Origin of the sequence: Streptomyces sp. NPDC008238 (assembly GCF_042956445.1) — a bacterium.
Taxonomy (GTDB): Bacteria; Actinomycetota; Actinomycetes; order Streptomycetales; family Streptomycetaceae; genus Actinacidiphila.
Genome location: NZ_JBIBGK010000016.1, coordinates 83,722 through 98,763 on the forward strand (window position 1 = coordinate 83,722; position 15,042 = coordinate 98,763).

The window sequence follows — 15,042 nt, forward strand, 5'->3', positions numbered from 1 at the left end:
CGTTCCTCGCAGGCTCCGCGCGCTCTCCCTTTCGACACCGGCCGCTCCCCTTCGGCTCACTCGCCATTCGTTCCGTTGCTTGTCGGTGTGCGGCTACTTGCCCGGCACGCGGATGATCAGGGCGTCGCCCTGGCCGCCGCCGCCGCACAGGGCCGCCGCGCCCACGCCGCCGCCGCGGCGCTTGAGCTCCAGGGCCAGGTGCAGGACGATGCGGGCGCCGGACATGCCGATCGGGTGACCGAGGGCGATGGCACCGCCGTTGACGTTCACCTTTTCAGGTGTCACGCCCAGGTCCTTCATGGACTGCACGGAGACCGCGGCGAAGGCCTCGTTGATCTCGATGAGGTCCAGGTCGCCCACGGACAGCCCGTCCTTCTTCAGGGCGTGCGCGATGGCGTTGGAGGGCTGCGACTGCAGCGAGTTGTCCGGGCCGGCCACGTTGCCGTGGGCGCCGATCTCGGCGATCCACTCCAGGCCCAGTTCCTCGGCCTTCTCCTTGCTCATCACGACCACCGCGGCGGCGCCGTCGGAGATCTGCGAGGAGGTGCCCGCGGTGATCGTGCCGTCCCTGCTGAAGGCGGGGCGCAGCTTCGCCAGCGACTCGACCGTGGTCTCGGCGCGGATGCCCTCGTCCTTGGCGAAGACCACCGGCTCGCCCTTGCGCTGCGGGATCTCCACCGGGGTGATCTCCGCCTCGAACAGGCCGTTCTTCTGCGCGGCGGCGGCCCGCTGGTGGGAGAGCGCGGCGATCTCGTCCTGCTCGGCGCGGCCGATGCCCAGGCGCGTGTTGTGCTTCTCGGTCGACTCGCCCATCGCGATGTCCTCGAAGGCGTCGGTGAGGCCGTCGTGCGCCATGGCGTCCAGCATCTGGACGGCACCGTACTTGAAGCCCTCGCGGGACTTCGGGAGCAGGTGCGGGGCGTTGGTCATCGACTCCTGGCCGCCGGCCACGACGACGTCGAACTCACCCGCCCGGATCAACTGGTCGGCCAGCGCGATGGCGTCCAGGCCGGACAGGCAGACCTTGTTGATCGTCAGCGCCGGGACGCTCATCGGGATGCCGGCCTTGACCGCGGCCTGGCGGGCGGGGATCTGCCCGGCACCCGCCTGGAGCACCTGGCCCATGATCACGTACTGCACCTGGTCGCCGCCGATGCCGGCCCGGTCCAGCGCGGCCTTGATGGCGACGGCACCGAGTTCGGCGCCGGAGAAGGTGCGCAGCGAGCCGAGCAGCCGGCCCATGGGGGTGCGCGCACCCGCGACGATCACGGACGTTCGTGCCTGGCTGGTCATGACGCGGCCCCTTTGCACGGAGGGAATGTTAACGATGGTTTTCGAGGGTGCTGTCAATGTACTGAGGGGTACGGCCGGCGGTCACCCGGCAGACGGTGTGATCGCGCGCACGTTGCGTGACCATGCCGTCCGGCGGTCCACTGGAGTCATGCTGACGCGAATCGACCACATCGGCATCGCCTGCTTCGACCTCGACAAGACCGTCGAGTTCTACCGTGCCACCTACGGCTTCGAGGTGTTCCACACCGAGGTGAACGAGGAACAGGGCGTGCGCGAGGCGATGCTCAAGATCAACGAGACCTCCGACGGCGGGGCCTCCTACCTCCAGCTCCTGGAACCCACCCGTGAGGACTCCACGGTGGCCAAGTGGCTGGCCAAGAACGGGGAGGGGGTGCACCACATCGCCTTCGGCACCGAGGACGTCGACGCGGACGCGGCCGCCGTCCGCGACAAGGGCGTGCGGGTGCTCTACGACAGCCCGCGCAAGGGTTCCATGGGGTCGCGGATCACCTTCCTGCACCCCAAGGACTGCCACGGTGTGCTGACCGAGCTCGTCACCTCGGCCAAGGACCACTGACCGGAGACGACTCGCCCCGGTAGAGTGGCCTGGCGACCCCGGGGTGGGCTGGGGTACCTGCCCGCGCCTCGGCGTGGGATCGGACACAATTCTCCGTAAGGCTCCGCGGTGAACGGGGCCCCGGGGAATCTCACTCGGTTGGCGGGTGGGTACACCAGGAGACGGATGGGACCGCGGAGTGCGGGGCTACGACCGCTACGAGGTTGAGGACGACCACCTCTCGCAGTTCGAGGCCGAGATGGAGCGGCTTCGTAAGGAGCGGGACAAGGTCGTCCAGCATGCCGAAGACCTCGGCTACCAGGTCGAGGTGCTGCGCGCCAAGCTGCACGAGGCGCGCCGTAACCTCGCGACTCGCCCTGCCTACGACAACCTCGGCCATCAGGCCGACCAGTTGCTGCGCAACGCGCAGATCCAGGCCGACCAGCTGCGTGCCGACGCCGAGCGGGAGCTGCGCGAGGCCCGTGCGGCCACCCAGCGGCTCCTCCAGGAGCAGGCGGAGCACCAGGCGCGCGTCGAGGCCGAGTGGCACGCCGAGGCCGTCGCCCGGCGCCGCCGGCTGGACGAGGAGCTGGCCGAGCGCCGCACCAACGTCGAGAGCCACGTCAACGAGAACGTGGCCTGGGCCGAGCAGTTGCGGGCCCGCGCCGAGTCGCAGGCCCGCCGGCTCATGGAGGAGACCCGCACCGAGTCGGAGGCCGCGCTGGCCGCCGCCCGCACCGAGGCGCAGCGGATCGCCGAGGGCGCGCGCGACCGGCTGGAGGCCGACTCCATTGCCGCCCGCGCCGAGGCCGAGCAACTGCTGCGCCGGGCCCGGGCGGACGCCGAGCGGCTGCTGAACGCCGCGGCCAGCCAGGCCCAGGAGGCCACCACCCAGGCCGAGCAGCTGCGTGCCTCCACGCAGAGCGACGCGGACAACGCCCGCACCCAGGCCGGCGAGCTGTCCCGTTCCGCCGAGGAGAAGCTGCGCGAGGCCGAGGACAAGCTGCGCGAGGCGCAGAGCGAGGCCGACCGGCTCCGCGAGGAGGCCTCGGCCAACGCCGCCAAGCGGCTGGCCACGGTCGACGCCGACAACGAGCAGCGCACCCGTACGGCCAGGGCCGAGGTGGCCCGGCTGGTCGCCGAGGCGACCAAGGAGGCGGAGACCGCCAAGGCCGAGGCCGAGCAGATCCTCGCCGACGCCAACACCGAGGCCGAGCGGCTGCGCAGCCAGGCGCAGGAGACCGCCAAGTCCGAGGCGGCCGAGGACGCGGCGGCGGCGTTGGCCAAGGCGGCCCGCACCGCCGAGGAGGTCCTCAACAAGGCCACCGAGGACGCCCGGGCCACCACCCGCGCGGCGAGCGAGGAGGCCGAGCGCATCCGCCGCGAGGCGGAGACCGAGGCGGACCGGCTGCGCGGCCAGGCCGAGGAATCGGCCGAGGAGCTGCTCGGCACCGCCAAGGACGACACCAAGGAGTACCGCGCCAAGACGGTCGAGCTGCAGGAGGAGGCCCGCAGGCTGCGGGGCGAGGCCGAGCAGCTGCGCGCCGAGGCGGTCGCCGAGGGCGAGCGCATCCGCGGCGAGGCACGGCGCGAGGCGGTCCAGCAGATCGAGGAGGCGGCCCGGTCCGCCGAGGAGCTGCTGACCAAGGCGAAGGCCGACGCCGCGGAGCACCGGCAGAAGGCCACCACCGACTCCGAGAAGGTTCGCACCGAGGCGATCGAGCGCGCCGCGGGGCTGCGCAAGCAGGCCGACGAGCTGCTGGAGCGGGCCCGCGGCGAGGCCGAGCAGGTCCGTGCCGAGGCCGAGCAGCAGGCGGAGCAGGTCAAGGAGGACGCCGAGGGCGCCGGGCTGCTGCTGCGCGAGGAGGCCGAGCGGGCCGCCCAGCGGCTGCGCGACGATGCCGAGGCGGATCTGGTCCGGCTGCGCGAGGAGGCCGAGCGCCGCATCGACGCGGCCGAGGAGGCGCTGCGCGAGGCCCGCACCGAGGCGGAGCGGCTGCGCCGCGAGACCGCCGAGGAGGCGGCCACGCTGCGTACCGAGGTCGCCGAGCGGGTCCGCGGGCTGCAGGAGCAGGCCGAGCAGGAGACCACGCGGCTGCGCGACGAGGCCGCCGCCGACGCGTCGCGGACCCGGGCCGAGGCCGAGCAGCTCGCCGTACGCCTGCGGGGCGACGCCGCGGCCGAGGCCGAGCAGCTGCGCACCGAGGCGCAGGAGACCGCCGACCGGCTCCGGGCCGAGGCCCAGGAGACCGCGGGACGGCTGCGGGCCGAGGCGGCCGAGGCGCTGTCCGCCGCCCAGGAGGAGGCCACGCGGCGACGCCGGGAGGCCGAGGAGCTGCTGGGCGCGGCCCGCGGCGAGGCGGAGCAGGAGCGCGCGCAGGCCGGCCGCGAGGTCGAGGAGCTGCTGGCGGCCGCCCGCAAGCGGGTGGAGGAGGCCGGCGCCGAGGCTGAGCGGCTGGTCGCCGAGGCCGAGCGGCACGCGGCCGAGCTGGTCGGCGCGGCCGAGCAGACCGCCCAGCAGGTGCGGGACTCGGTCAACGGGATGCACGAGCAGGCCGAGGAGGAGATCACCGGGCTGCGCTCGGCGGCCGAGCACGCCGCGGAGCGGCTGCGGTCCGAGGCCCAGGACGCCGCGGACCGGCTGCACTCGGACGCCAACGCCGAGCGGGAGCGGGCCACCGAGGACGCCCAGCGCATGCGCCGCGAGGCGCAGGAGGAGGCCGAGGAGGCCCGCCAGCTGGCCGACCGCACGGTCGGCGAGGCGATCGACGAGGCCGACCGGCTGCGGGCGGAGACCCGCGAGGAGGCCAACCGCCAGCGGGTGGATGCCGCCGAGCAGGCCGACCGGCTGCTCACCGAGGCCATCGAGGAGGCCGACCGGCTCCGTGCCGACGCCGCCGTCCGGGCCGAGGAGGCCGTGGGCAAGGCCCAGCGCGACGCCGAGCGGCTGGGCATCCTCGCCAAGGACGCCCTGGACTCCGCCGAGCGCGACGCCGAGGAGCGCCGCCGCGCGGCCGAGGAGTCGCTGGGTGTCGCCGAGGCGGAGGCCCGCCGCATCCTGGACGAGGCGCGCGACGAGGCCAACAAGCGCCGTACGGAGGCGGCCCAGCAGGCCGACCAGCTGATCACCAAGGCCCGGGCGGAGGCGGAGCGGCTCGGCATCCTGGCCAAGGACGCCCTGGACTCCGCCGAGCGTGACGCCGAGGCGGCCCGCACGGAGTCCGACCGGATCCGCGACGAGGCGCGCGAGGACGCCAACAAGCGCCGCGCCGAGGCCGCCGAGCAGGCGGACGAGCTCGTCTCCGGCGCGCAGAGCGAGGCCCTCAAGATCGGCACGGCCGCGGAGGAGCAGGCCGACACGATGGTCGGCGCGGCCCGCAAGGAGGCCGACCGGATCGTCGCCGAGGCCATCGCGGAGAGCAACGGCATGGTGGAGCGCGCCCGTACGGACGCCGACACCCTGCTGGAGGAGGCGCGCAGGGACGCCACCGCCATCCGTGAGCGCGCGCAGGAGCTGCGGCAGCGCGTCGAGGCCGAGGTCGAGGAGCTGCACGAGCGGGCCCGTACCGAGTCGGCCGCCACGATGAAGTCGGCCGGCGAGCGGGTCGACAAGCTGGTCGAGGCCGCCACGGAGCAGCTGGAGAAGGCGGAGACGAAGGCACGCGAGATGGTCACCGACGCCGAGGCCAGGGCCGAGGAGACGCGGTCCAACGCCAGCGCCGAGGCGAGCAAGGTGCGCATCGCCGCGGTGAAGAAGGCGGAGGAGCTGCTCAAGGGGGCCGAGCAGAAGAAGAACGACACGGAGCGCGAGGCGGAGCGGGTGCGGAGCGAGGCCCGCGTCGAGGCCGAGCGCATCGTGACCGAGGGCAAGAAGGAGCTCGAGGTGCTGAGTCGGCGCCGCCAGGACATCAACGCGGAGATCACCCGCGTGCAGGATGTCCTCGAGGCACTGGAGTCATTCCAGCAGCCGATCGAGGGGGGAAAGGGCACCAGTCAGAACGCCACACAGAACGGTAAGAACGCGGTCACTGCCGGTGCAGCGGCCGGTACGACCCGGACAGGGAGCAAGCGGTCCGACGATGCGCCACTCGATTGAGCGGTCATTGTGCACAGTTACTGGACAGTGACTGTAAGACACGCCGCTTGGGCCCCTAGGATTCCCCCTATCACCCCACCCGGTCTGAATTGACAGGAACCCCATGAGCGACACTTCCTCCCCCTTCGGCTTCGAGCTCGTGCGGCGTGGATACGACCGCGGGCAGGTGGACGACCGCATCACCAAGCTCGTCGCCGACCGTGACAGCGCACTGGCGCGGATCAACGCGCTGGAGAAGCGCATCGAGGAGCTCCACCTCGAGACCCAGAACGCGCAGGCCCAGGTCAACGACGCCGAACCGTCCTACGCCGGTCTCGGCGCGCGCGTCGAGAAGATCCTCCGCCTCGCCGAGGAGGAGGCGAAGGACCTGCGCGAGGAGGCCCGCCGGGCCGCCGAGCAGCACCGCGAACTGGCCGAGTCCGCCGCCACCCAGGTGCGCAACGACGCCGAGTCCTACGCCGTCGAGCGGAAGTCGAAGGCCGAGGACGAGGGCGAGCGCATCGTCGAGAAGGCCAAGGGTGAGGCCGGTCAGCTGCGCGCCGACGCGCAGAAGGACGCGCAGGCCAAGCGCGAGGAGGCGGACGCCCTCTTCGAGGAGACCCGCGCCAAGGCGGCCCAGGCCGCGGCCGACTTCGAGACCAACCTGGCCAAGCGCCGTGAGCAGTCCGAGCGCGACCTGGCGTCCCGTCAGGCCAAGGCCGAGAAGCGCCTTGCCGAGATCGAGCACCGCGCCGAGCAGCTCCGCCTGGAGGCCGAGAAGCTGCGCACCGACGCCGAGCGCCGCGCCCGCCAGACGGTGGAGACCGCGCAGCGCCAGGCCGAGGACATCGTGGCCGACGCGAACGCCAAGGCGGACCGCATCCGCAGCGAATCCGAGCGCGAGCTGGCGGCGCTCACCAACCGCCGCGACAGCATCAACGCCCAGCTGACCAACGTCCGCGAGATGCTGGCCACGCTGACCGGTGCGGCGGTCGCCGCGGCCGGCGCCCCCGCCGACGACGAGCCCGTCTCGCGCGGCGTCCCGGCCCAGCGCTGACGCACCGCGGAGCCGGAGCCCCTGGCGCACGGCGAGCCCCCCGCCTCCTCGGCGGGGGGCTCGCGCACGTCCGGGGGGGGAGCGCAAACGGGGGCGGGAATTCCGCGTGCATCGCGCGCCGCGGCCAAATAGTGTATGCGGCATGATCGAGCTGCAGGGGCTGACCAAGCGGTACGGCGACAAGACCGCGGTGGACGACCTCACCTTCACGGTGCGGCCGGGGGTGGTCACCGGCTTCCTCGGCCCCAACGGGGCGGGGAAGTCGACGACGATGCGCATGATGCTGGACCTGGACAATCCGTCCAGCGGCAGCATCCGCATCGACGGCAAGCACTACCGCGAGCTCCACGAACCGCTCAAACACATCGGGGCGTTGCTGGAGGCCAAGGCCATCCACGGTGGCCGCACGGCCCACAACCACCTTCTGTGCCTGGCGCAGTCCAACCGCATCCCGGCCCGCCGGGTCGACGAGGTGCTGGAGATCGTCGGTCTCGCCCCCGTCGCCAAGAAGCGCTCCAAGGGCTTCTCCCTGGGCATGGGCCAGCGCCTCGGCATCGCCGCGGCACTGCTCGGCGACCCCGAGATCCTGATGTTCGACGAGCCGGTCAACGGACTGGACCCGGAGGGCATCCACTGGATCCGCAACCTGATGAAGGGGCTGGCCGCCCAGGGCCGCACGATCTTCGTCTCCAGCCACCTCATGAGCGAGATGGCGCTGACCGCCGAGCACTTGATCGTGATCGGTCGCGGCAAGCTGATGGCTGACACGACGATGGCGGACTTCATCGCCGAGAACTCCCGCTCCTACGTGCGCGTCCGCACCCCGGAACCGGAGAAGTTCAAGGACGTGCTGGCCGCCGCGTCGATCACCTCCGTGATCGGCGACGAGGGCGCCTTCGAGATCGAGGGTGCGGAATCCGCCAAGATCGGCGAACTGGCCGCCCGCAACCAGCTGGTGCTGCACGAGCTCAGCCCCCAGCAGGCCTCACTGGAGCAGGCCTTCATGCAACTCACCGCCGAGTCGGTGGAGTACCACGCCGGTGGGCCCGCGGCGGAGGCCGGCGAGGCCGCCGCTCCCGCACCCCAGTGGGGCTCCGCCTGGAACACCAGCGCCGGAAAGGAAGCCTGACATGGCAGCGACCACCGCTGTTCTGCAGTCGGAGTGGACCAAGGTCAGGACCGTCCGGTCGACCGTGTGGACGCTGGCGTCGGCCGCCGTCCTGACCATCGTCATCAGCGGTCTGTTCTGCCTGCTCTTCCGTACCCAGTGGGACACCATCGAAGAGGGTGCGCGCGCCCAGTTCGACGCCACCAGCCAGAGCCTGTCCGGTCTCTTCCTCGGTCAGCTCGCGCTGATCACCTTCGGCGTGCTGATCATCTCGAGCGAGTACAGCACCGGCATGATCCGGGCCTCGCTCTCGGCGGTGCCGCAGCGCGCGACCTTCTACCTCTCCAAGGTCGCCGTCGCCGCCGGCATCACCTTCGTCCTCGGGGTGATCGTCAGCTTCGTCTCCTTCTTCATCGGCCAGGCCATCCTCGGCGGTGACCTCGCCACCTCGATCAGCGACCCCGGTGTGCTGCGCGCGGTCTTCGGGGCCGGCCTCTACATGACGCTGATGGTGCTCTTCGCGGTCGGCGTCGCGACGATGCTGCGCAGCCCGCTGGTCTCGCTGGGCATCCTCATCCCCTTCTTCTTCCTGATCTCCGGGATCCTCTCGGCCGTGCCGGGCGCCAAGGAGGTGGCCCGGTACTTCCCGGACCAGGCCGGCAGCAAGATCATGCGGGCCACGATCGCCCCGGACGACCCCGCCCCGTACAGCGCGTGGGGCGGACTCGGCATCATGGCGCTGTGGGTGATCGTCGTGCTGATCGGCGGCTACGCGCTGCTGAAGAAGCGGGACGCCTGACCGCACCGGGACGTTTCGGGCCTCACGGGGCGGGAACCGATCGCGCCCCGCCAGCCTCCTGATACTCACGGGGGCGAGCGCCGCCCCGCGGACTGTTCGTCGAGGGGCGGAGCATGATCGAGGCAGTCGGCCTCACCAAGACCTACGGCAGCAAGACGGCCGTCCACAACCTGTCGTTCCAGGTGCGGCCCGGTATGGTGACCGGCTTCCTGGGGCCCAACGGCTCCGGGAAGTCGACCACGATGCGGATGATCCTGGGCCTGGACACCCCGACCGCGGGACGGGTGACCATCGGCGGCCGGCCGTTCCGCCAGTTGCCCAACGCCCCGCGCCGGGTGGGCGCGCTGCTGGACGCCAAGGCCGTGCACGGCGGGCGCAGCGCGCGCCAGCACCTCCTGTGCCTGGCCCAGTTGTCCGGGATCCCGGCCCGCCGGGTGGACGAGGTGCTGGGCGTCGTGGGCCTTCAGGACGTCGCGGGCCGGCGCTCCAAGGGGTTCTCCCTGGGCATGGGGCAGCGCCTCGGCATCGCCGCGGCGCTGCTGGGCGACCCGGAGGTGCTGCTCTTCGACGAACCGGTCAACGGGCTGGACCCGGAGGGCATCCACTGGGTGCGCCACCTGATGCGCAAGCTGGCCTCGGAGGGCCGTACCGTCTTCGTCTCCTCGCACCTGATGAGCGAGATGGCGCTGACCGCCGACCACCTGATCGTGATCGGCCGCGGGCAGTTGCTGGCCGACACGAGCGTCAAGGACTTCATCGCCGGCAACTCCACCGGCTTCGCGATGGTCCGCACCCCGGACGTGGCCGCGGACCGCGAGAAGCTGGCGAAGGCGCTGACCGGCGCGGGCGCGCAGGTGCAGCAGGAGCAGGACGGCGCACTGCGCGTGACCGGTCTGGAACTGCCGCGGATCAGCGACCTCGCGTACGAGGCCGAGGTGCGGCTGTGGGAGCTCTCCCCCCACCAGGCCTCGCTCGAGGAGGCCTACATGCGCCTCACCAACGGCGCCGTGGACTACCGCTCCACGGCCGACCCCCGGCAGGGCCTGCAACAGCCCGCCGGTGCGCCGGTGCCCGGTGGCTGGGGCATGCCGCCGCAGGGCCCGTGGCCGCAGCCCGCCCCGCAGCCCGTCCCCCCGCAGCCGCCGTACGGGTACGGCTACGGGCACCCGCAGCCCCCGGTGCAGCCGTACGGACCGCCGGTGCCGCCCGGTCCCGGCGCGGCACCGGGCGCTCCCCCGAACCCCTACGCGCAGCCGCCGGTTCCGCCCGGCGCGTCCGTGCCGCCGGCCGTGCCCGCGTCGCCGGCCGTGCCGCCCGCCCCGCCCGCCCCGCAGCCGACCCAGCCCGTCGAGGACGCCCGATGACCGCCCCCGTCCACATCCCGGCCCCGCAGTTCTCCTCCGCCGTCCCGGTGGAGCGGACCCACCTCGGCCACGCGCTGAGGTCCGAGTGGACCAAGATCCGCACGGTGCGCTCCACGATCTGGACGCTCGGCGTCATGCTGGTGCTGATCCTCGGGATCAACCTGCTGATCGTCGGCCTGTCCTCGTCTGACATCGTCACCGACCCGGTGCTCGGCTTCGGCCTGTTCGGGGTGCTCCTCGGCCAGCTCTGCGTCATGACGCTCGGCGTTCTGGTGATCAGCTCCGAGTACGGGACCGGCATGATCCGCACGACCCTGACCGCCTGCCCGCAGCGCGGCCGGGTGCTCGCCGCGAAGGCGATCGTCTTCTTCGCGCTGACCTTCACCGTCACCACCGTGGCCTGCGCGCTCACCGCGCTGATGAACTACGCCACCTTCGGCGGCAAGCCGGTGGGCGAGGGTTCCTTCCTCGGCCCCCGGCTGGTCGTCGAGGACGGCTTCACCACCGCCAGCGGCAGCCAGTGGCTCGGCGCCACCGTCGGCGTCGGCCTCTACGTGGCCCTGCTCGGGCTCCTCTCGCTGGCCGTGGGCGCGCTCCTGCGGCACTCCGCCGGCGCGATCACCACGATGATGGGCGTGGTCCTGCTGCCGCTGATCATCGCGATCTTCATGCAGTCGGACGGCCTGCACACGGTGCAGGAGAAGCTGATCGAGTACTCCTCCCCCAACGCCATCGCGTCGCTCTACCAGATGCCGATGCTGGAGAACGGGGACGCCGACGGCGTACGCCAGTTGGTCGTGCTCGCGATCGTCACGGCCGTCGCCCTGGGCGCGGCCTACGCGGCGCTCGCCAAGCGCGACGTCTGACCCGGGTCACCGGGCTTCCGCTCCCCGCTCAGTACCGGGGGGCGTTGCGGGACCGCTGGAGCCGTGCGCCCCGGCGGTCCCTCGCGTTCCAGCAGGCGGTGTGCCAGTGGCGCCTGTCCTCCACGCCGCCGTACTCGGGCCAGGCCACCAAGTGGCCCACGCCCGGCGGGATCTCCTGGTCGCAGCCGGGGCAGCGGTAGTGCTTGCCGCCGGTGCTCCCGGCCAGTTGGCGGACGCTCCACTGCTCGCCCTGCCAGCTCTCCACGCGCTCCGGACCGCGGCCCGGTCCGGCCTCGGGAGGCTCCTCGGCTCTGCCGGCGGCGCCTCGCGGGCGGTTTCGGCGCGGGGACACGGGCACACACCTCATGCGTTCGGGGGACTCGGACCGCTTCCCAGCGTACGCGTAGCGCGCACCGTGCCGGGTACCCGATCGGACATCCCCCATTCCGGCCATCATCTGGAAAATCATGAAATCGCGGCGGCCGGGCCGTGCCTTTGGCACGTGTCAGGCGTTAATGCCGGTAGGGGAGCCGTGTCGGCCACCGAGGAAGGTGTGAAGCACGATGCGTGTCGGTACTTTCGTCCTCGCCGCCCAGTTCCCGGGGCAGGGACCGGGGGAGGCACTGCACCGCGCGGTGCGGACCGCGGAGGCGGCGGAGAAGGCCGGGCTGGACTCCGTATGGCTGGCGGAGCACCACTTCGTGCCGTACGGCGTGTGCCCGTCGGCCGTGACGCTCGCCGCGCTGCTGCTGGGCAGGACGCGCCGGATCGGGATCGGGACGGCCGTGAGCGTGCTGCCGACCGCGCATCCCGTGGCGCTCGGGGAGCAGGCGGCGCTGCTGCACATCACCTCGGGCGGCCGTTTCACGCTGGGCGTGGGCCGCGGCGGTCCCTGGGTGGACCTGGAGGTCTTCGGCGCCGGACTCGCCGCCTTCGAGAGCGGTTTCCCCGAGTCGCTGGACCTGCTGCTGCGTTGGCTGCGCGAGCCCCGCGTGGGGGCCTCGGGTGAACGATTCGCCTTCCGCGAGGTCGATGTCGTGCCGCGGGCGGACGAGTTCGAGGCGCCCGGCGGGCCGCCGGTCGTCGTCGCCTGCACCTCGCCGGGCAGCGTCCGGCTCGCGGCGCGCAGGGGTCTGCCGATGCTGCTCGGCATGCACTGCGGCGACGAGGACAAAACTGCCATGGTCGCAATGTGGCAGGCGGAGGCGCGCGATGCGGGGCTTTCACCCGAAATGGTGGCCGCCGCGGAACACGTCTCGGCGGGCGTCGTGCAGATCGCGGACCGCCGCGCGGACGCCGTGGAGACCCTCACCAAGGTGATGCCCGGCTGGCTCCAGCGGGGCCTCGCCGCGCACCGCACGGTCGACGGCCGGCCCCGGACGATGCGCGATCCGCTCGCCTACACCGAACTCCTCTGCGATCTCCACCCGGTGGGCCCGCCGGCGCTGTGCGCCGACCGTCTGGCCGCCACCGCCGAGCGGACCGGCATCCGCCGCTTCGCCCTGCTCGTCGAGGGCTCCGGCGATCTCGCGGCCACCGAGGAGAACGTGGCGCGGCTCGGCGGCGAAGTGCTCCCGCAATTGGCCTGATTGAAACATCAAAGAGCAGTGGTGCGACCAACTGCGGGAGCACCCTGCCCGGTTCAGCAGTCCCGCAGCTCCGGGGACTGGTTCAGCAGCTGTGCGCGTACGGAGGTGAAGGTGGCGTAACGCTCGTCGACCGCCGGGTCCAGCGGGAACACCGCGACCCGGTGGCAGTTCTGGAACGCCAGCCGGACCCCGAAGTGCCGCTGCAGGGCCCCCCGTATCGCGTCACTCGCCAGGGCGCGGAGCAGCTGACCGCGCGCGTGCTCGTCCGGCGGGGGTACCTGGTTGTCGGCGAACTGACCGCCGTCTACCTTGAGTTGTGCCGCCAGAGAGCTGATCATGTCCCATGCGTAAGGCAGGGAAGTCCGGACGCAGTCGACGAACTCCCGTTCGTCGACCTCGCCTCGCTCGGCCTGTTCGAGGAGGGCCGGTGAGACGTCGAGCGACATGAGTACTCCTCTCGTGACCCCCCTGTCCGAGGAGTCAGACGGACTACGGAGAGAAGCCGCCCAGAGTTCTCCCGCGCGACGGCCTCCACCCACAACCGTAGGCGGAGAGGTCCCACGACACTAGGCGGGAGCGCTCACAACAGGCCATTTTCCGACCGCGCCCGGTAGCGAGTAACGTTGCCGACCATGCGTCTCGTCATCGCCCGTTGCTCCGTGGACTACGCGGGCCGGCTCTCCGCCCATCTGCCGTCGGCGACCAGGCTGCTCCTGGTCAAGGCCGACGGCAGTGTCTCCGTCCACGCCGACGACCGTGCCTACAAGCCGCTGAACTGGATGTCGCCGCCCTGCACGCTCAAGGAGGGCGAGGACGGGGTCTGGACGGTCACCAACAAGGCCGGCGAGCAGCTGATCATCACCATCGAGGAAGTGCTGCACGACTCCACCCACGAACTCGGTGTCGACCCCGGCCTGATCAAGGACGGCGTCGAGGCCCACCTCCAGGAGTTGCTGGCCGACCGCATGGAGGTGCTCGGCGAGGGGTGGAGCCTGGTACGCCGCGAGTACCCGACCGCCATCGGCCCGGTGGACATCCTGTGCCGGGACGCGTCCGGCACGACCGTCGCGATCGAGATCAAGCGCCGCGGCGAGATCGACGGCGTCGAGCAGCTCACCCGCTACCTCGAACTCCTCAACCGGGACCCCCTGCTGGCGCCCGTGAAGGGCGTCTTCGCGGCCCAGGAGATCAAGCCGCAGGCGCGGGTCCTCGCCACGGACCGCGGCATCGACTGCGTCGTCCTCGACTACGACGCGCTGCGCGGCATCGAGGACGACAAGCTCCGCCTCTTCTGACGGACGCCGTCCCGCCCCACCGGACGGTGGGGCGAGGACGGCGCACGGCCCGGGCGGGCGCACCGGGCACCAGCCGACGGGCCGCGCCTCGTCAGGCGATCGTGCCGGAGGTGTCCGGGACGCCGGGCAGATCGGTGCCGGTCGCGGAACCGTCGGGAGCGCTCGCGCTGGCCGTGGTGCCGCCGTCGTCGGCACCGCCGTCGGTGCCGGTCTCGGTCGGGGTGGGTGTGGGAGTGCCCGAATCCGACGGGGACGTCGACGGGCTTCCGGTCGAACCGCCGTCCGTCGAGCCGCCGTCGGTCGGGTCGCCCGAGCCGCCGGAGTGGCTGCCGCCCGTGTTCCCTCCCCCGGTCTGGTTGCCGCCCGTGCCACCGCCGTGCGAGCCACCGCCGGATCCGCCGCCGGCCGCGCCGCCGCCCGTCGAGGAGCCGCCGCCGTCGGTGCCGCCGGAGCCGCCACCGGACACGGACCCGGCACCGCCGGTGCCGGCCGCCGGCGTGGTCGCGGTGTCGCTGCCGCTCGCGGAGGGCCGGGGCCGCTGGCTGGAGCCGGGGCTCGGGATGTCCTCGGCCGGGAGGCCGTCGTCCGCGTTGTCCTCCTGTGCGGTCTCGACCGGCTTCACGTTCATGGGGGTGTTCTGGTCGCCCCCGGAGGCCGTCGTGCCGAGGGTGACGACGGTGCCGAGCACGGCGGCCAGCAGGGCCCCCGCACCGGCGGCGACGAGGTTGCGGCGCGAGCCGGTCAGGACGCGGCGCGGGGCGGTGGCCGCCGCGGCCAGGCCCTTGCCGATGATCGTCGTCGGCGCCTCGGACATGTCGGTGCCCGTCGCCGGGGTCTCGACGCCCGCGAGGCCCGTGCCGGGCACAGGACCGCCCTCCCGGTCCACGACGAGCGCGAGGGTCCGCCGCCCCACCGTGGTGGGGGGGGGGGGGGGCCGGGCCCCCCCCCGGGGGGGGGGGGGCCCCCCCGCGCGGGGGGGCCGGGCGGGGGGGGGGGGGGCCCCCGGCCGCCGCGCCCGGGGGGGGGGGGGGTGGGCGACC

General features: G+C 72.7%; 13 protein-coding genes. 9 read left to right on the forward strand and 4 right to left on the reverse strand.

The features are described 5' to 3' along the window. Nucleotides 1-93: 93 nt before the first annotated feature. Nucleotides 94-1,269 carry an acetyl-CoA C-acetyltransferase gene (locus ACFZAU_RS27630; protein ID WP_499602755.1) on the reverse strand — a complete coding sequence of 392 codons (1,176 nt, stop codon included), beginning with the start codon at nt 1,267-1,269 and terminating at the stop codon, nt 94-96. A 172-nt stretch (nt 1,270-1,441) separates the two neighbouring features. Here ACFZAU_RS27630 and mce point away from each other — a divergent pair, with 172 nt between their 5' ends. The 7 genes from mce to ACFZAU_RS27665 all read left to right on the forward strand — a co-directional run bounded on the left by mce (nt 1,442) and on the right by ACFZAU_RS27665 (nt 11,118). Next, complete coding sequence (gene mce, locus ACFZAU_RS27635) at nt 1,442-1,870, forward strand: methylmalonyl-CoA epimerase (protein WP_499602451.1); 429 nt, start codon at nt 1,442-1,444, stop codon at nt 1,868-1,870. A 178-nt stretch (nt 1,871-2,048) separates the two neighbouring features. Then, complete coding sequence (gene scy / locus ACFZAU_RS27640; protein WP_500554380.1) at nt 2,049-5,945, forward strand: polarized growth protein Scy; 3,897 nt, start codon at nt 2,049-2,051, stop codon at nt 5,943-5,945. Between the two features lie 103 nt (nt 5,946-6,048). Next, nucleotides 6,049-6,981, forward strand: a complete 933-nt coding sequence (locus tag ACFZAU_RS27645) for a cellulose-binding protein (RefSeq protein ID WP_499602454.1) — start codon at nt 6,049-6,051, stop codon at nt 6,979-6,981. Between the two features lie 142 nt (nt 6,982-7,123). Continuing rightward, a complete protein-coding gene (locus tag ACFZAU_RS27650; protein WP_500554381.1) occupies nt 7,124-8,110 on the forward strand; it encodes an ABC transporter ATP-binding protein in 987 nt (328 codons plus the stop codon). Between the two features lies 1 nt (nt 8,111). Then, nucleotides 8,112-8,888, forward strand: coding sequence for an ABC transporter permease (locus ACFZAU_RS27655; RefSeq protein WP_500464873.1), 777 nt, complete (start codon nt 8,112-8,114; stop codon nt 8,886-8,888). A gap of 113 nt (nt 8,889-9,001) precedes the next feature. Beyond that, nucleotides 9,002-10,252 (forward strand): ABC transporter ATP-binding protein, encoded by a 1,251-nt coding sequence (locus ACFZAU_RS27660; RefSeq protein ID WP_500554382.1) that lies wholly within the window; start codon nt 9,002-9,004, stop codon nt 10,250-10,252. Continuing rightward, complete coding sequence (locus tag ACFZAU_RS27665) at nt 10,249-11,118, forward strand: ABC transporter permease (RefSeq protein ID WP_500554383.1); 870 nt, start codon at nt 10,249-10,251, stop codon at nt 11,116-11,118. Before ACFZAU_RS27660 ends, ACFZAU_RS27665 begins: the two co-directional genes overlap by 4 nt. Nucleotides 11,119-11,146: 28 nt before the next feature. On the opposite strand, the gene ACFZAU_RS27670 is transcribed toward ACFZAU_RS27665, so the two are convergent. Beyond that, nucleotides 11,147-11,470, reverse strand: a complete 324-nt coding sequence (locus ACFZAU_RS27670; protein ID WP_499602460.1) for an Rv1322 family protein — start codon at nt 11,468-11,470, stop codon at nt 11,147-11,149. 211 nt (nt 11,471-11,681) lie between these two features. On the opposite strand from ACFZAU_RS27670, the gene ACFZAU_RS27675 reads away from it, so the two are divergent. Beyond that, nucleotides 11,682-12,707 (forward strand): LLM class flavin-dependent oxidoreductase, encoded by a 1,026-nt coding sequence (locus ACFZAU_RS27675; RefSeq protein WP_500554384.1) that lies wholly within the window; start codon nt 11,682-11,684, stop codon nt 12,705-12,707. A gap of 53 nt (nt 12,708-12,760) precedes the next feature. On the opposite strand, the gene ACFZAU_RS27680 is transcribed toward ACFZAU_RS27675, so the two are convergent. After that, nucleotides 12,761-13,153 (reverse strand): SCO5389 family protein, encoded by a 393-nt coding sequence (locus ACFZAU_RS27680; RefSeq protein ID WP_499602463.1) that lies wholly within the window; start codon nt 13,151-13,153, stop codon nt 12,761-12,763. A gap of 186 nt (nt 13,154-13,339) precedes the next feature. Here ACFZAU_RS27680 and nucS point away from each other — a divergent pair, with 186 nt between their 5' ends. Beyond that, a complete protein-coding gene (gene nucS / locus ACFZAU_RS27685) occupies nt 13,340-14,002 on the forward strand; it encodes an endonuclease NucS (protein WP_499602464.1) in 663 nt (220 codons plus the stop codon). 91 nt (nt 14,003-14,093) lie between these two features. Here the strand turns inward: nucS and ACFZAU_RS27690 are convergent, their stop codons facing one another. Next, on the reverse strand, nt 14,094-14,867 hold the full coding sequence (locus ACFZAU_RS27690; protein ID WP_500554385.1) for a hypothetical protein: 774 nt from the start codon (nt 14,865-14,867) through the stop codon (nt 14,094-14,096). Nucleotides 14,868-15,042: the final 175 nt, after the last annotated feature.